15 protein-coding genes are annotated in these 18,096 nt (G+C 46.1%); all 15 read left to right on the top strand.

Translation table 11 applies throughout. From position 1 onward, the window contains the following. Nucleotides 1–11 precede the first annotated feature (11 nt). The 15 genes from dnaK to AAAT93_RS06820 all read left to right on the top strand — a co-directional run bounded on the left by dnaK (nucleotide 12) and on the right by AAAT93_RS06820 (nucleotide 18,081). Complete coding sequence (gene dnaK, locus AAAT93_RS06890; protein WP_118545076.1) at nucleotides 12–1,856, top strand: molecular chaperone DnaK; 1,845 nt, start codon at nucleotides 12–14, stop codon at nucleotides 1,854–1,856. A gap of 59 nt (nucleotides 1,857–1,915) precedes the next feature. Further along, nucleotides 1,916–3,082, top strand: a complete 1,167-nt coding sequence (gene dnaJ / locus AAAT93_RS06885; RefSeq protein WP_021984332.1) for a molecular chaperone DnaJ — start codon at nucleotides 1,916–1,918, stop codon at nucleotides 3,080–3,082. A gap of 13 nt (nucleotides 3,083–3,095) precedes the next feature. Continuing rightward, the gene (prmA, locus tag AAAT93_RS06880; RefSeq protein WP_349095542.1) at nucleotides 3,096–4,097 is read left to right on the top strand and encodes a 50S ribosomal protein L11 methyltransferase; all 1,002 of its coding nucleotides are present in this window, start codon (nucleotides 3,096–3,098) and stop codon (nucleotides 4,095–4,097) included. Nucleotides 4,098–4,123: 26 nt separating this feature from the next. Next, nucleotides 4,124–5,851 carry a serine/threonine protein kinase gene (locus tag AAAT93_RS06875; protein ID WP_021984334.1) on the top strand — a complete coding sequence of 576 codons (1,728 nt, stop codon included), beginning with the start codon at nucleotides 4,124–4,126 and terminating at the stop codon, nucleotides 5,849–5,851. 238 nt (nucleotides 5,852–6,089) lie between these two features. Next, on the top strand, nucleotides 6,090–6,800 hold the full coding sequence (locus tag AAAT93_RS06870) for a LytR/AlgR family response regulator transcription factor (RefSeq protein ID WP_021984335.1): 711 nt from the start codon (nucleotides 6,090–6,092) through the stop codon (nucleotides 6,798–6,800). Between the two features lie 64 nt (nucleotides 6,801–6,864). Beyond that, complete coding sequence (locus AAAT93_RS06865) at nucleotides 6,865–7,929, top strand: LytTR family transcriptional regulator DNA-binding domain-containing protein (protein ID WP_227572864.1); 1,065 nt, start codon at nucleotides 6,865–6,867, stop codon at nucleotides 7,927–7,929. A gap of 266 nt (nucleotides 7,930–8,195) precedes the next feature. Continuing rightward, a complete protein-coding gene (locus tag AAAT93_RS06860; RefSeq protein ID WP_117780690.1) occupies nucleotides 8,196–8,942 on the top strand; it encodes a 16S rRNA (uracil(1498)-N(3))-methyltransferase in 747 nt (248 codons plus the stop codon). Nucleotides 8,943–8,990: 48 nt separating this feature from the next. Beyond that, nucleotides 8,991–10,136: a cysteine desulfurase family protein gene (locus AAAT93_RS06855; protein WP_227572863.1), complete on the top strand. Its 1,146-nt coding sequence runs from the start codon at nucleotides 8,991–8,993 to the stop codon at nucleotides 10,134–10,136. 77 nt (nucleotides 10,137–10,213) lie between these two features. Then, complete coding sequence (gene thiI, locus AAAT93_RS06850) at nucleotides 10,214–11,395, top strand: tRNA uracil 4-sulfurtransferase ThiI (protein WP_021984340.1); 1,182 nt, start codon at nucleotides 10,214–10,216, stop codon at nucleotides 11,393–11,395. Between the two features lie 33 nt (nucleotides 11,396–11,428). Then, complete coding sequence (locus tag AAAT93_RS06845; RefSeq protein ID WP_227572862.1) at nucleotides 11,429–12,325, top strand: DMT family transporter; 897 nt, start codon at nucleotides 11,429–11,431, stop codon at nucleotides 12,323–12,325. Continuing rightward, the gene (locus tag AAAT93_RS06840; protein WP_227572861.1) at nucleotides 12,315–13,256 is read left to right on the top strand and encodes a radical SAM protein; all 942 of its coding nucleotides are present in this window, start codon (nucleotides 12,315–12,317) and stop codon (nucleotides 13,254–13,256) included. Before AAAT93_RS06845 ends, AAAT93_RS06840 begins: the two co-directional genes overlap by 11 nt. Nucleotides 13,257–13,269: 13 nt before the next feature. Further along, the gene (locus AAAT93_RS06835; RefSeq protein ID WP_021984343.1) at nucleotides 13,270–15,411 is read left to right on the top strand and encodes a Tex family protein; all 2,142 of its coding nucleotides are present in this window, start codon (nucleotides 13,270–13,272) and stop codon (nucleotides 15,409–15,411) included. A gap of 149 nt (nucleotides 15,412–15,560) precedes the next feature. Continuing rightward, nucleotides 15,561–15,746, top strand: a complete 186-nt coding sequence (gene rpmB, locus AAAT93_RS06830) for a 50S ribosomal protein L28 (protein WP_117780688.1) — start codon at nucleotides 15,561–15,563, stop codon at nucleotides 15,744–15,746. 281 nt (nucleotides 15,747–16,027) lie between these two features. Beyond that, nucleotides 16,028–16,387, top strand: coding sequence for an Asp23/Gls24 family envelope stress response protein (locus AAAT93_RS06825; RefSeq protein WP_021984344.1), 360 nt, complete (start codon nucleotides 16,028–16,030; stop codon nucleotides 16,385–16,387). A 26-nt stretch (nucleotides 16,388–16,413) separates the two neighbouring features. Continuing rightward, nucleotides 16,414–18,081 (top strand): DAK2 domain-containing protein, encoded by a 1,668-nt coding sequence (locus AAAT93_RS06820; RefSeq protein ID WP_021984345.1) that lies wholly within the window; start codon nucleotides 16,414–16,416, stop codon nucleotides 18,079–18,081. Nucleotides 18,082–18,096: the final 15 nt, after the last annotated feature.

Genomic DNA, 18,096 nt, shown 5'->3' with positions numbered 1-18,096 from the left:
GGAAAAATATTATGGGTAAGATTATTGGTATTGACTTAGGTACAACAAATTCATGTGTAGCTGTTATGGAAGGTGGTAAGCCAGTCGTTATCACAAACGCTGAGGGTTCAAGAACAACTCCTTCAGTTGTTGCATTTACAAAGACCGGCGAGCGTGTCGTTGGTGATGCAGCAAAGCGTCAGGCAGTTACAAACGCAGATAAGACAATCGCTTCTATCAAGAGACATATGGGTAGCGATTACAAGGTAGACATCGATGGTAAGAAGTATTCTCCACAGGAGATTTCAGCTATGATTCTTTCTAAGCTGAAGAGAGATGCCGAGAGCTATATCGGTGAGCCGGTTACAGAAGCAGTTATCACAGTTCCTGCATACTTCACAGATGCACAGAGACAGGCAACAAAGGATGCAGGTAAGATCGCAGGTCTTGATGTAAAGCGTATCATCAACGAGCCTACAGCAGCAGCTCTTTCTTATGGTCTGGATAACGAAGAAGAACAGAAGATCATGGTATACGACCTTGGTGGTGGTACATTTGATGTATCTATCATTGAGATTGGCGACGGTGTCATCGAGGTTCTTGCTACAGCCGGTGATAACAAGCTTGGTGGTGATGATTTCGATAACGCAATTACACAGTATATGCTCGAAGAGTTCAAGAAGGCTGAGGGCGTAGACCTTTCAACAGATAAGATGGCTATGCAGAGATTGAAGGAAGCAGCAGAGAAGGCAAAGAAAGAGCTTTCATCCGCTACAACAACAAACATCAACCTTCCATTCATCACAGCTACCCAGGATGGTCCAAAGCACTTTGATATGGATCTGACACGTGCAAAGTTTGATGAGCTGACAGCACATCTGGTAGATAAGACAAGAGTTCCTGTACAGACAGCATTGAAGGATGCAGATCTGACAGCAGCAGAGCTTGATAAGGTACTTCTGGTCGGTGGTTCTACACGTATCATCGCTGTTCAGGATATGGTTAAGAAGCTGACAGGCAAGGATCCGTTCAAGGGTATCAACCCGGATGAGTGTGTTGCAATCGGTGCTTCTATTCAGGGTGGTAAGCTTGCAGGTGATGCAGGTGCCGGCGAAATCCTTCTGCTGGATGTTACACCACTTACACTTTCTATCGAGACAATGGGTGGTATCGCTACACACCTGATCGAGAGAAATACAACCATTCCTACAAACAAGAGCCAGATCTTCTCAACAGCTCAGGATAATCAGGATGCCGTTGATATCAACATCGTACAGGGTGAGCGTGAGTTCGCAAGAGATAACAAGAGCCTTGGACGTTTCAGACTGGATGGTATCGCTCCTGCAAGACGTGGTGTTCCACAGATCGAGGTTACATTCGATATCGATGCAAACGGTATTGTAAATGTATCTGCAAAGGATCTTGGTACAGGTCGTGAGCAGCATATCACAATCACATCCGGAACATCCCTTTCTGATGAGGATATCGATAGAGCTGTTAAGGAAGCTGCTGAGTACGAGGCACAGGATAAGAAGCGTAAGGAAGCAATCGAGGTTCGTAATGATGCCGATGCTATGGTATTCCAGACAGAGAGAGCACTTTCCGATGTAGGAGATAAGCTTTCTGCAACAGATAAGACAAAGGTAGAGGCTGATCTGAATGCTTTGAAGGATATCATCGAGAGCACAGATCCGGATGCCATGACAGACTACGATGTAGAGAAGATCAAGGCTGGTAAGGAAACACTGATGAACAGCGCACAGGAATTGTTCTCAAAGCTCTATGAGCAGAACGGTCCTGGAGCAAACGCTGGTACAGGCACAGGCACACCAGATTATTCAGACGATGTAGTTGATGGAGACTACAAGGAAGTCTAAGCGTTAAGACGGGGAGCAAGTTGATAAAAGCAGATTACGAATAATAAGGGTGAGTGCAGATGTCTGATAAAAGAGATTATTATGAAGTTCTCGGAGTCACAAAAGGTGTCTCCGAGGCGGATTTGAAAAAAGCTTACCGTAAGGTAGCGAAGAAATATCACCCGGACACAAACCCGGGAGACAAAGAAGCGGAAGAAAAGTTCAAAGAGGCTGCAGAGGCATATGCTGTACTGTCCGATCCTGAGAAGCGTGCAAAGTATGACCAGTATGGTCATGCTGCATTCGAGCAGGGCGGTGGTCCGGGCGGCTTCGGTGGATTTGACTTCTCAGATATGGGAGATATCTTCGGAGATATCTTCGGAGATATGTTCGGTGGCGGCAGCCGTCAGAGACAGTCCAATGGTCCGGTTAAGGGTGCAAATATCAAGACAACAGTGCGTGTAAGTTTTACAGACGCTGTATTTGGTACACAGACAGAGCTGGAGCTTCCGCTCAAGGATGAATGTACGGTCTGTCATGGTACAGGAGCGCAGCCGGGACATCAGCCGGAGACTTGTAGCAAATGTGCCGGAAAAGGTCAGGTTGTCTATACCCAGCAGTCATTGTTCGGTATGGCAAGAACCGTATCCGTATGTCCGGATTGTGGCGGTTCCGGAAAGATTATCAAGTATAAGTGTAGCAACTGTGCAGGTTCTGGTTATGTAAAGAGTAAGAAGAAGATTCAGGTCGCTATTCCGGCAGGTATTGACAATGGTCAGAGTATCCGTATTCGTGCAAAGGGCGAGCCGGGTATCAACGGCGGTGAACGTGGAGACCTGCTTGTAACCGTGCTTGTTGACCGGGATCCTAGATTCCAGAGACAGGAGTATGATCTTTACTCTTCTGAGCCGATTACATTTACACAGGCAGCGCTGGGAGGCAAGATCACAGTTACAACGATTGATGGACCTTATGAACTGGAGATTAAGCCAGGTACACAGACCGATACAAAGGTAAAACTGAAGGGCAAGGGTGTTCCGACACTTCGTAACAAGACAGTACGAGGCGATCATTACATCACACTGGTTGTTCAGGTACCAGATAAGCTGACAGAAGAGCAGAAATCGATTTTGAACCAGTATGCAAATACAACAGTAAATGCACGTTCCTCTACGGATGCGGCATCGTCCGGTTCTTCGATTTTTGGCGATCATAAGAGAAAGAAAGGGTTCAAAAAAGGATTATAGGTAAGGTAAAATGATGTGGACAAAACTGACCATCGATACAACGGTGGAAGCTGTTGATCTCATCTCTGCATTCTTGGATGAAAAGGGTGTGGAAGGTGTGATGATAGAAGATCATGTGCCACTTACCGAGGAAGATAAGGCTGCTATGTTTGTGGATATCCCGCTGGTTGATGGCGTGGATGATGGAACGGCAAAGGTTTCCTGCTACATAGATGACTCTTTCAATATAGAAACGTTAAGGGCGGATATAGCTGCAGAGCTTACCCGCCTTGAAGCGTTTATACCGGTAGGCAGCAAGAATATAACACTCTCGAATACAGAGGACAAAGACTGGATGAACAACTGGAAGCAGTTCTTCCATCTGATCCGTCTCTATGATGATATTGTCATCAAACCAACATGGGAGACGGTGGAAGATGCGAAGCCAGATGACATCGTGATCGAGATCGATCCGGGGATTGCATTTGGTACCGGATCGCATGAGACGACGAAACTTTGTATCGGACAGTTAAAGAAATATTTAAAGCCGGGCGATATGGTGTTTGATGTCGGCTGTGGAAGTGGTATCTTATCCATGATCGCATCAAGGCTTGGAGCAGGCTTTGTACATGGCATGGATATTGATGAGCTGGCTGTGCGGGCAAGTGAGGAAAATGCGAAACTCAATCATATGGGCGAAGATAAGATCAAGTTCTCGTGTGGCAATCTGCTTGCAGATAATTACATTGGAAAGGGAACAACCTTCCAGCTTGACCGTTCGACGATCAAGGAGACACAGCACCTTGATGTAGACAGACAGTATGATATCGTTGTTGCCAATATTCTGGCAGACGTGATCGTGCCGCTCTCTGCGGTAATCGGCCCATATTTGAAGGACGATGGATATTTTATTACATCTGGAATTCTGGATGTGAAAGAAAACGATGTTACAGATGCGATGAAGGCGAATGGATTTGAAGTCATCGATGTTGTGCATATGAATGATTGGGTATCCGTGATCGGAAGAAAGAAATAATTTGCGACAAATGGGGAGAACGCGGAATGATTGAAAGTCCGTCAAATCGCAGTATGAGTAACACCCGGTGTTTAAAGCCGGGTGTTATTTTAAAAGAGCGATATAAAATTGAAGAGGTGATCGGGGCAGGTGGATTCGGAATCACATACCGTGCATGGGATCCGCTCTTACAGTCGTATGTTGCAATCAAGGAGTATTATCCGTCCGGGATTGCGACGCGGAGCGCAGATTCGTCGAAGGTCTGTGTGCCGGTTGGACAGGAGCAGCGGGAATACCATCGGGGAAGAATTCGCTTTTTAAAAGAAGCGCAGGATGTGGCGCGGTTTCAGTCGGAGCCCAATATTGTAAGCATCTATGATTATCTGGAGGAAAATGATACTGCCTATATGGTCATGGAGTATCTGCATGGCTGTACGCTGAAACAATACATTCGGGAGCATGGAGGACGGCTGGATACGGATCATATCCTCCATATCTGTCTGTCGGTGTTGGACGCACTTGCAGTTGTTCACAAGGCGGGCATGATTCACCGAGATATCAGTCCGGAGAATATTTTTATCTGTGAGGATCTGACCGTCAAGCTGATCGATTTCGGCGCGGCAAAGCAGGTGTATCTCGATGGGGAACAGACGATGTCGGTTGTCTTAAAACCGGGATATGCACCGCCAGAGCAGTATGCAAAAAAGGATAAACAGGGACCGTGGACAGACATCTACGCGCTTGGTGCGACACTTTATTTTGCGGCGACCGGAGAGAAGCCGGAGGAATCGTTTGGACGTGTACTGGAGGATACGATAAAGCCAGTCTGTGAGGTGAACCCGGAGATCCCGCGTGCAATGTCGCAGGTGATCATGCGTGCGATGTCAGTAAAGATTGAGGACCGCTACCAGACGGTGGAGGCAATGCGGGAGGCATTGCTTGCCGGAGAGGGGCAGAATGCGCAGATGGAGCCGTATGTGATCCCAGCATCCCGGATTTCAAAGCGGGATTTGCCGAAGAAACGGGGCTTTCTGATTGGTGTAGCTTTCTGTATCGTAATTATGCTTGTAGTGACAGGAATCTGGATGGCGGGGCGTGTAGCGAAGAAGGCAGGGACGGCAACAGCAACCGAAATGAATGCAGCATCGACAGAGGCGCAGACAGCAACGATGGCGGATGCACAGACTGCCACGGACGCTGAACAGGCAGCAACAGAGGCGGAGAAAACGACACAGGCGGACAATCCGATGGTTATGCATGTGCCAACGAAGGAGGAGCTTGCCGAGCAGGAAAAATCCGATGCGATCCTGAATATCACGTCCTCGGAGACGGAACGCGTCAGTATTGATGCATTTGAATATATGAAGGATGGAAATCAGGGATACAGGATGGAATCCGCAGATGGTCTGGCGGCGGTTGCATATGAGGGAGACTGCGTAAAACTCTGCTTAAAGTATTATGACAGCATTCTGGGGGATACGCCGCAGGTGACAGATGATTTGATCTATTCCTATACCTTTGAACGATATGATTCCGACTATGGAATATACCGGGCAATCTATGATGCGGATGATACATCGGGTTACTGGGACTATGCAACTTTATATCCGCCAGAGTTTCATTTTGCAGATGATTCCTTTACATTGTATATTCCGCTTACTTCGGGGCTGGAGGATGGAAGGTACAAGCTATATTTTTCTTACGAAGATCCTGCTACACAGAAATCGGTGTTTCAGGCGACAATTGAATTTTATCTGAACAGGAGCGCGATGTAATTCGCGCTCCTGTTTGCATAAAAGCGTAAGATATACCAAATTTTACAAATTTTTGTATATTATTTGCATTTTTTGTTTGAGATTCCTCGCTTTTGTTAAGATGTGTTCAATCCATATTTGTAAATAAAACGTAAATTATACCGAATATATAGCCAAATTAGCAGGATTCAGTTTTGATGGTATTTTTTATGATACTATTTATAAAATGAATATTTGGGACTGGGGAAGAGAACAAACGATGAAAATTGGAATTTGCGATGACCGTTATGAAATACGGCACAAAGTAAAGGAAATATTACAGGAAACATATACAGAGGAACAAGGATTCTTAATTCATTCATATACTCCAAACGAAATAAAAATTGATATCGAAGATATGGTATTTGACTGTGAAATCCTGATCATGAATACGGATTATCCAGAGAGCGGCTTGCGGGGGGTGGCGATTGCCAAGCAGATCAATGCAGCATTTCCATTTTGTAAGATTATCTATCTGACCGAGAATGAAAATGCAATCAAGGATGTGTATGAGACCAATCATTGCTATTTTGTCCGGCAAAAGGATGCAGATCAAGTCATGGAGCTTGCAATGCAAAAAGCCGTTAATATGGTAAAGCAGGATACGGCGCGGAAATCACTGGAGATTATCTGTGACGGGCATCATGTATTTATCAATCGTCCGGATATTATTTATATCGAGAAGTGTGGAAGAACCATTAAAATCGTGACGCGGTTCCGGGAATACACCAGTTACAAGTCATTGGCAGGCATCCGCAAAATGCTGGGAGACAATATGATACGTGTGCATGGTGGATATGTTGTGAATTTGACGTATATCACTTATTTAGGTGTGGAAACGCTGGAAGTACAGAATGGAAAGACAATCCCGATCGGCAGGACATACGACAAAGAAGTCAGAAAAGCCTATCAGGAATATTGGAAAAAATAAAAGAACATGGTAAAATAAAAATCGAGTATGTAAATACTCGATTTTTTTATGTGAGGACAAAACGATGTTGCGAATTGGAATCTGTGATGAAAATACGAAAGACCGGACGGTAATCCGACAGATTGTGACGGACACATTGTTCCGGGAAGAAGAATTAAGCTATATTGAATATGCGGAAGCAGAGACATTGGAACAGGAGATACAGGCAAGTACAGTGCCGTTTGATCTGTTGCTAATGGAAATGAAATATAAAAATACAAGTGGGTTACAGCTGGCAAAGCAGATACGGGAGAAAAATCTGGATGTTGATCTGCTGTTTGTAACAGATGAGTCAGATCATGTGTATGAAGGCTATCATGTGCAGGCACAGGGATATGTCTTAAAAGAAGATATGAAGACACAGCTTCCAGACTGTCTGCGGCAATATATGAAACGACGGGCGCAGACTGGTACGATTCTTGTGAAATCAGAGTCGGTTGTGCGCAGTATTCCGATTGCCACAATCCGCTATATAGAAAGCCGCGCCAGAGTGCTGTTGTTACATACAAAAAACGAAGTGATTCCATTTTATGGAAAGCTGGCGGATATTGAACATAAGGTGTTACAACATGGATTTGTGCGTATCCATCAGAGCTTTCTTGTACGGAAGGCCGCGATTGTAGCAATCAATGGATATGAGGCCGTTGTCGGGGAGAATACGCTTCCAATCAGCCGGAAATATTATAAAACGGTGCAGATGCAGTTTCAGCTCAAGCAGAAGATACAGGTGGCAGAGGAGGATATAGATCCGACAGTCACACGGAGTCTGGCGAAAAGCATGGAAAATAATGGTGCAATCATTGGAACAAAGGGCGAGTTGCTTGGAATCATCTACCGCATGAAAAATGGTGAAAGTCTGACGATTGGCAGAGATGCCGAAAAATGTCAGATCGTGCTGAAAAAATCCAACGTGAGCCGGGAACACTGTATTGTAAGACGGCTTGACGATGACACCTATGAAGTGGAGGACTGCTCAAAAAATGGTGTCTATGTGGAAGGTGCCTATCTTGGAAAAGGAAATAAGGTACAGGCGGAGACCGGAAACCGGGTATGGCTGTGTGATGAATCACAGGAATTTCGATTGGGATAGTGGAAAGCGGGAGTGAGACAAATGATCATAAAATGTGAAAAGGGAAAACATTACTATAACACAGTGGAGCATAGTGTGTGTCCATTTTGTGTACAGGTGGAGAAAAAGATAAATGAGCAGAAAAGTGAATTAAATAAACAGGAAGATGAATCTATTTGTATAACGGAAACAACAGATCTGTAAGAATATATAAAATATTCTTTCAAAACGTTATCAGATAAGGTATGATAGGAGACATGCAGAAAAGCAGGAGGTAAATATTCGCTATGCCAAGGTTTTATGTGGAAGGATGTCAGGATGCACAGACTGGTATTACGATTATGGGAGAAGATGTGAACCATATAAAAAATGTATTGCGTTTGACAATCGGAGATACCATTACTGTGTGTGATGGTGCTGGAAAAGAGTATGAGTGTGAGATCGCGGAGATATCCAAAGAGCAGGTATATGCAAATATCGTAGATATCAATCAGAATGCAGCAGAACTTCCGTGTAATATCACATTGTTTCAGGGAATGCCAAAATCAGATAAAATGGAATTTATCATCCAGAAGGCGGTAGAACTTGGAGCAGCCGGGATTGTTCCGGTTATGATGAAACGGACTGTCGTGAAACTTGAAGATAAGAAGAAAGACAAAAAAAGAGAACGTTATCAGATGATTGCGGAGTCTGCGGCGAAACAGTCCGGACGAGGTATAATTCCTGAAGTCACCGGATTTATGTCATTTCGTGAAGCACTTCAATATGCAGGAAAGTTTGACCTGCTGATTGTACCGTATGAGAGTGCGGATGGAATTGCATACGCAAGGGAGATAATTGCACAGGCATCAAACCTTCCAGACGGCGCGAATATCGGAATTTTTATCGGACCGGAAGGTGGATTTGCAAAAGAAGAAATTGATGTAGCAAAGGAAGCTGGTGCGAAGATTATCACATTAGGAAACCGGATTTTGCGGACAGAGACTGCAGGGCTTGCAGTTTTATCTATTTTGATGTTCCAAATGGAGCAGTAGAGAAAATTAGAAATTTGTTCAGCACAAATTGATAGAAGGAAAAAAGTTATGGAATGTTATTTTGATAATGCAGCAACAACAGCTGTATTCCCAGAGGTAAAGGAACTGATGATGACACTGCTGGACGTGGATTATGGAAATCCATCGTCCCAGCACAAGAAGGGATTAACGGCGAAAGACTATGAGCGCACCGCGACAGAACAGGTCGCAAAGACGCTTAAATGTATGCCGAAGGAGATCGTATTTACATCCGGCGGCACAGAGGCAAATAACCTTGCTTTAATCGGAGCGGCACTGGCACACCGCCGTGCGGGCAAGCATATTATCACGACACCGATCGAGCATGCGTCTGTGCTTTCCACGGTGGAGTTCCTGCAGAAGGAAGGCTTCGAGATCAGTTTCATGGAAGTCGGTTCTGACGGAAAGGTAGATTTAGACAGCCTCTCGAAGCTGTTGCGTGACGATACGATATTAGTCAGCTGCATGTATGTAAATAATGAGATCGGAAGTATCCAGCCAATCGAGGCGCTTGTAAAGCTGGTAAAGGAGCACAATCCGCAGACACTTGTGCATGTCGATGCGGTACAGGCATATGGCAAATTAAAATTCACACCGAAGCAGCTCGGCGTGGATCTGCTCTCTGTGAGCGGGCATAAGATTCACGGACCGAAGGGAAGTGGAGCACTCTATATCAAGGACAAGACGTTGATCCGCCCGATCATTTACGGAGGTGGACAGCAGAATTTCATGCGTTCCGGTACGGAGAATCTACCGGGAATCGCAGGCATGGGACTTGCCGCAGAGATGATCTATACCGACCATGAGGCGAAGATGCAGCATGTACGCGAGGTGCGGGATTATCTAGTATCGGAGGTAACGAAGATCGAGGGTGTCTATGACCATTCCGGTGAGGCACCGCATATCGCGAGTATCAGCTTTGAAGGGGTGCGCGCTGCCGTTTTGATGCGTGCGATCGGCGATAAGGGTATCTATGTATCAGCAGGTTCTGCCTGTTCTTCGAACAAACCGCAGATAAGCCATGTCCTGACAGCAATTGGTTTGTCGCAGGAGCAGTTGGAGTCGACACTCCGGTTCAGCTTCTGTGAGTGGAACACAAAGGAAGAAGTGGATTATTGCGTGGAAGTATTAAAGGAAACCCTTCCAATGCTGCGGCGCTATACACGGAAGAAATAATTGCTATTCCTCGTTATTTCTGTTATAGTGAAACGATGAAAATAAAACAACTATGGTAGTAGGAAATGAGGATTACGATGCAGTATAAGATGTTTTTGATCAAATATGCGGAGATCGGAACGAAAGGAAAGAATCGTTACGTCTTCGAGGAAATTATGTGCAAGCGTATGCGTGCACGCTTAAAGCCACTGGGCAAGTTTGAGGTACGCCGGGAATACGGACGTATTTTCGTCGAGGCGTTCTCGGATTACGATTACGAGGATGTCATGAAGGTACTCACAACGATCTTCGGTATCGTCGGTGTGTGCCCGGTCAAGGTTGTGGAGGAGTTGAGCTACGAGGCAATCTCCAAGGCAGTCGTTGCGCATGTGGCAGAAGAATATAACGATAAGCATTTTACATTCAAGGTAAATGCAAGAAGAAATAATAAGACATTTCCAAAGACTTCGATGGAGTTAAACTGTGATCTTGGAGCCGATCTGCTGGATGCCTATCCAGATATGACGGTCGACATTCATAAACCGGATGTATTCATCAACGTGGAAGTGCGAAATGTCACCTATATTTATTCCCAGATCATTCCGGGACCGGGTGGACTTCCGGTCGGCACGAATGGTAAGGGTATGACGCTTTTGTCTGGCGGTATCGACAGCCCGGTTGCGGCATATATGATCGCGAAGCGTGGTGTGGAGATTGAGGCAGTGTATTTCCATGCACCACCATTCACAAGCGAGCAGGCGCGGACGAAGGTTATCGATCTTGCGAAGATTGTGTCGAAGTATTCAGGTGTGATCAAACTTCATGTGGTGCCGTTTACCGATGTGCAGCTTGCCATCTATGACAATTGTCCGCATGATGAACTGACGATCATCATGAAGCGGATCATGTATCAGATCGCGCAGGAGATCGCACTAAAAGAAGACTGCCAGTGCCTGATCACCGGAGAGAGTATCGGACAGGTATCGAGCCAGACGACACAGAGTCTGCTCGTCATCGACAGCGCAATCGATAAGCTTCCGGTATTCCGTCCATGTATCGGTATGGATAAGCAGGAGATCATTGATATCTCAGAGAAGATCGGAACGTATGAGACGTCCATTCTTCCATATGAAGACTGCTGTACAACATTTGTAGCACAGCATCCGGTGACAAAGCCGAAGATGGAGCAGATCTTAGAATCAGAGAAGGCACTTGTCGGTAAGATTGAGCCTCTGATCGCGAAGGCAGTCGAAGACGTCGAAATTGTATATTGTCGTTAATAAACAGGATAAATCAGGCAGGAAGTGAGAGACGTGGAAAAAAGTAAAAAGGGAATCGTATGTATTTTGTTATCTGCATTTTGCTTTTCTCTTATGAGCTTATTTATCCGGCTAGCCGGAGATGTGCCGACGATGCAGAAATGCTTCTTCCGGAATCTGGTTGCGATGCTTATCGCAATTGCCGCACTGGTAAAGGCGCATCAGCCGTTTCAGATCGGAAAGGGCAATCTGAAGTATCTGCTTTGCCGAGCCATCGGTGGTACGTGTGGATTGATCTGTAATTTTTATGCGGTCGATCATATTTCTATATCAGATGCTTCCATGCTCAATAAGCTGTCACCGTTTTTTGCGATTATCTGCTCGTTCTTCGTGTTGAAGGAGGTTGCGGGTAAGCTGGACTGGGTGACCGTAATTGCAGCATTCGTCGGAATGCTGCTTGTTGTGAAGCCGACGATGAGCATGGAGACAGTGCCGGCTCTGATCGGGGCACTCGGCGGATTTGGCGCCGGTTTTGCGTATACGTTTGTCAGAAAGCTTGGACAACGCGGAGAAAATAGTATGATTATCGTATTGTTCTTCTCCGCCTTTTCCTGTGCAGTGACATTGCCTTTTTTCGTGTTCCAATATCAGCCGATGAGCGGGCTTCAATGGCTGTTTCTGATCTGTACGGGAATTTCGGCTGCAGGAGGCCAGATCTTCATCACGAAGGCGTATTCGTATGCACCGGCAAGGGAAATCTCGGTGTATGATTTCTCTATTGTGCTTTTTACGGCATTATGGGGATTCCTGTTCTTAGATCAGATCCCGGATTACCTGAGCGTGATCGGATATGTGGTGATCATCGGAACGTCTGTGGTGAAGTGGTATATCACGATTGAACGGCCGCACAGACAGGAAATTCACAGGGAACATGAGTTAAATGATAGATAATACAGAGAATAGTCAGAGAAAGAATAAGATAGAAGATACAGAGCAGTCAGCCTGTACGCTTTGCCCGCGGGATTGTAAGAAAAACCGTGCGGACGGCGAGATCGGTGTCTGTGGAGAGACCGCTGCCATGCGGATCGGACGGGCTGCTCTGCATATGTGGGAGGAACCGTGTATTTCCGGAGAGAAAGGCTCCGGGGCGGTTTTTTTCACCGGGTGTCCGCTTCACTGCGTGTATTGCCAGAATTACGCAATCTCGGATGGCGGCACCGGCAGGCAGATCACAGTGGAAGCGCTTGTGCAGATATTTCGTGATTTAGAAGCACAGGGCGCGGCGAATATCAATCTGGTCACTGCGGATCATTTTATCCCGCAGGTGGCACAGGCAATCCGACAGGCGAAGGACCAAGGATTTTCCCTGCCATTTATCTATAACACAAGCAGTTATGTCCGGGTGGAAGCTCTGCGTATGTTAGATGGATTGGTGGATGTTTATCTGCCGGATATGAAATATATGGATGTGGATACGGCGGCGAAGTATTCCCACGCACCGGACTATCCGGTGGTGGCGAAGGCTGCGATTGCGGAGATGGTGCGCCAGTGTGGTGAGGTCGTCCTTGATGTGGAGGATGCGTATATAAGACGTGGCGTGATCGTACGGCATATGTTACTGCCAAAGCATCTGTTAGAAGCAGAGAAGATTATACGATATCTTTACGAGACGTATGGAAACCGGATCTATATCAGTATGATGAGCCAGTACACACCGGTTGGTGATATCGGGGTAAGGTTCCCGGAGCTTGCAGATAAAGTTCGCCGGAAATCGTACCGCAAACTGCTTGATTATGCAGTGAACTTAGGCGTGGAGCAGGCGTTTTATCAGGAAGGGGAAGTGGCAAAAGAAAGCTTCATCCCGGAATTTTATAAGGAATAACAGGAGAGACAACATGGATATATTACAGGTAATCGCAGATGAATTGCAGATTAAAAAAGGTCAGGTAGAAAAGTCGGTTGAACTGATCGACGAGGGTGCAACGATTCCATTTATCGCAAGATACCGGAAGGAAGTGACCGGCTCCTTAAATGATGAGCAGTTACGTGCGCTGTCTGAGCGTCTTGTGTATCTGCGGAACTTAGAGGAGAAGAAAGCGTCCGTACTTGCAACGATCGAGGAGCAGGGCAAGCTGACAGACGAATTAAAGAAACAGATCGAAGCAGTAATGACGATGGTAGCATTGGAGGATCTGTACCGTCCATACCGTCCAAAGCGTCGGACAAGAGCGACAATCGCCAAGGAGAAGGGCTTGGAACCACTTGCAGAGATCTTACGTGCACAGGCAACAACAAGGACGATCGAGGAAGAGGCAACCGCTTTTGTTGATGCAGAAAAAGGCGTGGAAAGCGTACAGGATGCCATCGACGGAGCCAAGGATATTCTCGCAGAAGTGTATGCGGATGATGCGGATTACCGGACGAAGCTTCGTGCGATGACAAAGGAGAGCGGAAGCCTTGTAGCAAAGGCGAAGGACGAGGAAGCAGATTCGGTCTATGAGATGTATTATGATTTCTCAGAGCCAATCAAAAAGCTGGTTGGACACCGGATTTTAGCAATCAATCGTGGCGAGGCAGAGAAATTTCTGACAGTGAAGATCGAGGCACCAAGACAGGAAATTTTACTCTGGCTTGTAAAGCAGATTATCGGAAATATGAAGCATGATAGTGCAAGCTATCTTTATGAGGCAATTACAGACAGTTATGACCGTCTGATCGCGCCTTCCATCGAGCGTGAAATACGGAATGAACTGACGGAGAAGGCAGAGGAGGGCGCCATCGGCGTATTCGGTAAGAACCTCCATCAGCTTCTGATGCAGCCGCCAATCTCCGGACAGGTTGTACTTGGCTGGGATCCGGGATTTGCACACGGAAGCAAGCTGGCAGTTGTCGATGAGACCGGAAAAGTGCTTGATACCGTCATTATCTACCCGACAAAGGGACAGAAAAACTATGATGCGGCGAAGCAGGTGTTGAAGAAGCTGATCGCAAAATATCATGTGACACTTATTTCTCTCGGAAATGGTACCGCAAGCCGGGAGTCGGAAGCGATGATCGTCGAGCTGATGAAGGAACTGAACGTGGACTTAAAATATGTCATCACGGATGAGGCGGGCGCATCGATTTATTCTGCAAGCAAGGAGGCAACCGAGGAATTCCCGGATTTCGATGAGTGGCAGAGAAGTGCGGCAAGTATTGCAAGAAGAATTCAGGATCCGCTCGCAGAGCTAGTGAAGATCGATCCGAAATCCATCGGTGTCGGACAGTACCAGCATGACATGAACCAGAAGAATCTTGGCAATGCCCTTAACAATGTTGTGGAAGATTGTGTAAACTCAGTCGGAATTGATTTGAATACAGCCAGTCCGGCATTGCTTTCGTATGTGTCCGGTATCAATAAGACACTGGCAAAATCAATCGTGTCATACCGCGAGACAAATGGCAGCTTCAAGAACCGTAAGGAGCTTTTGAAGGTGCCGAAGCTTGGACCAAAGGCATACGAGCAGTGTGCTGGTTTCCTGCGTATCCATGGCGGAAGCGAAGCACTGGATGCGACAAGCGTTCATCCGGAAAGCTACGAGGCAACCAAGGCTTTGATGGAGAAAATCGGTGTTTCCGAGGATGATATCAAGCATGGCGGCATGAAAGGCATCAGCAAGAAAACAAAGGATACGAAGAAGCTTGCGGAAGAGCTTGGAATCGGTGAACCGACGCTTGTCGATATCGTGAAGGAACTGGAGAAGCCGGGCAGAGATCCGCGAGAGGAGATGCCAAAGCCGATCCTTCGAAGCGATGTACTGGAGATGAAAGATTTAAAACCGGGTATGGAGCTGAAAGGAACGGTGCGGAATGTGATCGACTTTGGTGCGTTTGTCGATATCGGTGTGCATCAGGATGGACTCGTGCATATTTCCCGGATGTCAGACAAATACATCAAGCATCCGCTGGAGGTCGTTTCAGTTGGAGATATCGTGGATGTGACGGTAATGAGTGTCGATCTGGACAAGCATCGGATACAGTTATCTATGATAAAATAGGGTGAAATAGAAAAATTTTAAAAAAAATCAAAAAATATGAAAATTTTTCTTGCATATTGAAAAGTTATTTGGTAAAATAGCCTATGTTGTGAGCCCGCAAAGAAGAAATATGCAGGCAGGGCTTAATATTTGTCAAGGAGGTGCTAACGGTGGCAAAGTGTAGTATTTGTGAAAAAGGAGCTCATTTCGGTAACAATGTGAGCCATTCTCATAGAAGATCAAACAGAATGTGGAAATCAAACATCAAGTCTGTGAAGGCAGTAGTTAACGGTACTCCTAAGAAGATTTATGTTTGCACACAGTGCTTGAAGTCTGGTAAGGTTGAGAGAGCCTAAGCAGATGGTAAAAAAACAGCATATCAGTATGCTGTTTTTTTTATGTTATGGCGACGAGGAAAATGCACGCATTTATGCGGTGCATTTGACGACCGCTAATCAGAGCAAGATGCGCAGAGCGCATCTTGTCTCTGCCGTCCGTTGATACGCAGAGATGACAAATAAATAGAATTGCATAGCAGGTAAAAGTTGCTAAATCCTGTTAAAAAGGGTATAATGTCACTATATGACTTTAAACAGCCGGAATCAGTCTGGCTTATTACGGAAACGGAGGTAAACGCATGAAGGGTTATTTATCGAATGAAAACGGTGAAATCATTATAGAGAATGAAGTTATTGCCCAGTATGCCGGACACGCTGCATTGGAGTGCTTCGGTATTGTTGGTATGGCAACCATCAGCATGAAGGATGGTATTGCGAAGCTTTTAAAGGGCGACAGTATCAGCAAGGGTGTCAATGTAGTCATCGGTGAGAACAATGAGCTGTCTATTGATTTTCACATTATTGTGGCATATGGTGTCAGCATTTCGACGGTATGTGACAATCTGATCAGTACCGTACAGTATTCCATCGAAGAGATGACAGGTATGAAGGTGAAGGCAATCAACATCTTTGTTGAGGGCGTTCGTGTGATAGATTAATAACATAGATCAGGAGGACAGACAAAGTGGCTACAAAGGTAATTGATGCCCAGTTGTTACAGAAAGCATTTATTGCTGGCGCATACAACTTAGAGAGAAATAAAGATTATATCAACGAATTGAACGTATTCCCGGTGCCGGATGGCGATACAGGTTCCAATATGTCACTTACGATCATGGCGGCAGCCAGAGAGGTAAGTGCACTGGAGAACCCATCGATGGATGAGCTTTCCAAGAAGATTTCCAGCGGTTCCCTGCGTGGAGCAAGAGGAAATTCCGGTGTTATCTTATCCCAGCTTCTGCGTGGCTTCTGCAAGGAGATCAAGGGCAAGAAGCAGATTACAGTATCGGTACTTGCAGATGGTTTCGTACGTGCCGTAGAGACGGCATATAAGGCAGTTATGAAGCCAAAGGAAGGTACAATCCTGACTGTGGCAAAGGGCGTCGCAGAGAAGGCAGTGGAGCTTTCTGAGATGGACATGGATTTCGAGACACTCGGACAGGAGATTCTCGATCATGGTAACGAAGTGTTAAAGCAGACACCAGAGCTGTTGCCAGTATTAAAGGAAGCAGGCGTGGTTGATTCTGGCGGACAGGGACTGATGGAGTTTCTGACGGGTGCATACAACGGCCTGACAGGAAAAGAAGAGATCAAAGAGCCGGTGACATCCGGCGGTGCAGCGAAGGCACAGACGATGTCTTCGGAAGAGATTGATACATCCCATATCAAATATGGTTACTGTACAGAGTTTATCATTATGCTTGAGAAGGAATACAATGCAGAGATCGAGGCAAAGTTCAAGGAGTTCTTAACTTCAATCGGTGATTCTCTCGTTGTTGTATCGGATGATGAGATCGTGAAGGTACATGTGCATACGAATCATCCGGGACTTGCGTTTGAGAAAGGTCTGGAGTATGGTTCCCTTACAAGCATGAAGGTCGACAATATGCGTGAGGAGCATAAAGAAAAGGTCATTCATGAGCAGGATCGCAAGAAGGCTGCCGAGCAGGAAGCTGCGAAGGAAGAGCCGAAGAAGCCATTTGGGTTTGTGGCAGTTTCCGTCGGAGAAGGCTTGAATGATATCTTCAAGGATCTCGGTGTCGATCATATCATTGAGGGTGGACAGACGATGAATCCAAGTACGGAGGATGTGTTAGATGCAATCTCCAAGGTAAATGCAGAAACTGTATTTGTATTCCCGAATAACAAGAATATTATCTTAGCAGCCAATCAGGCAGCCGAGATTGAGGAAGAGAAACAGGTGATTGTGATTCCAACCAAGACGATTCCACAGGGTATCAGTGCGCTCATTTCGTTTGATGAGACAGCAACTGCCGAGGCAAATCAGGCTGGCATGGAAGATGCGATTACTGCAGTGAAGAGTGGACAGGTTACCTATGCCGTGCGTGATACTTCCATCGATGGCAAGGAGATCAAGACCGGCGATTATATGGGTATCGACGATGCAGGTATTCAGGCAGTCGGACAGGATATCACAGAGGTGGTAAAGGATCTGATTGGTGCGATGGCAGATGAGGATTCCGAGCTTCTGAGCATCTACTACGGCAGCGATGTCGAGGAGGAGAAGGCAAATGCACTGGTAGAAGCTGTGCAGGCAGCGTATCCGGACTTTGAAGTCGAAGCGCATGCAGGCGGACAGCCAATCTACTATTACATTTTGTCTCTGGAATAAAGTGAATCAACGAAA

The sequence above is a fragment of the Coprococcus hominis (ex Arizal et al. 2022) genome (genome assembly GCF_040094675.1).
Taxonomy (GTDB): domain Bacteria; phylum Bacillota; class Clostridia; order Lachnospirales; family Lachnospiraceae; genus Coprococcus_C; species Coprococcus_C hominis.
This window is presented reverse-complemented; position numbering and strand designations above follow the sequence as displayed.

Coding starts and splice junctions, on each gene's coding strand:
- dnaK (WP_118545076.1), top strand. CDS start 12: ATGGGTAAGATTATTGGTATTGACTTAGGTACAACAAATTCATGTGTA.
- dnaJ (WP_021984332.1), top strand. CDS start 1,916: ATGTCTGATAAAAGAGATTATTATGAAGTTCTCGGAGTCACAAAAGGT.
- prmA (WP_349095542.1), top strand. CDS start 3,096: ATGTGGACAAAACTGACCATCGATACAACGGTGGAAGCTGTTGATCTC.
- AAAT93_RS06875 (WP_021984334.1), top strand. CDS start 4,124: ATGATTGAAAGTCCGTCAAATCGCAGTATGAGTAACACCCGGTGTTTA.
- AAAT93_RS06870 (WP_021984335.1), top strand. CDS start 6,090: ATGAAAATTGGAATTTGCGATGACCGTTATGAAATACGGCACAAAGTA.
- AAAT93_RS06865 (WP_227572864.1), top strand. CDS start 6,865: ATGTTGCGAATTGGAATCTGTGATGAAAATACGAAAGACCGGACGGTA.
- AAAT93_RS06860 (WP_117780690.1), top strand. CDS start 8,196: ATGCCAAGGTTTTATGTGGAAGGATGTCAGGATGCACAGACTGGTATT.
- AAAT93_RS06855 (WP_227572863.1), top strand. CDS start 8,991: ATGGAATGTTATTTTGATAATGCAGCAACAACAGCTGTATTCCCAGAG.
- thiI (WP_021984340.1), top strand. CDS start 10,214: ATGCAGTATAAGATGTTTTTGATCAAATATGCGGAGATCGGAACGAAA.
- AAAT93_RS06840 (WP_227572861.1), top strand. CDS start 12,315: ATGATAGATAATACAGAGAATAGTCAGAGAAAGAATAAGATAGAAGAT.
- AAAT93_RS06835 (WP_021984343.1), top strand. CDS start 13,270: ATGGATATATTACAGGTAATCGCAGATGAATTGCAGATTAAAAAAGGT.
- AAAT93_RS06825 (WP_021984344.1), top strand. CDS start 16,028: ATGAAGGGTTATTTATCGAATGAAAACGGTGAAATCATTATAGAGAAT.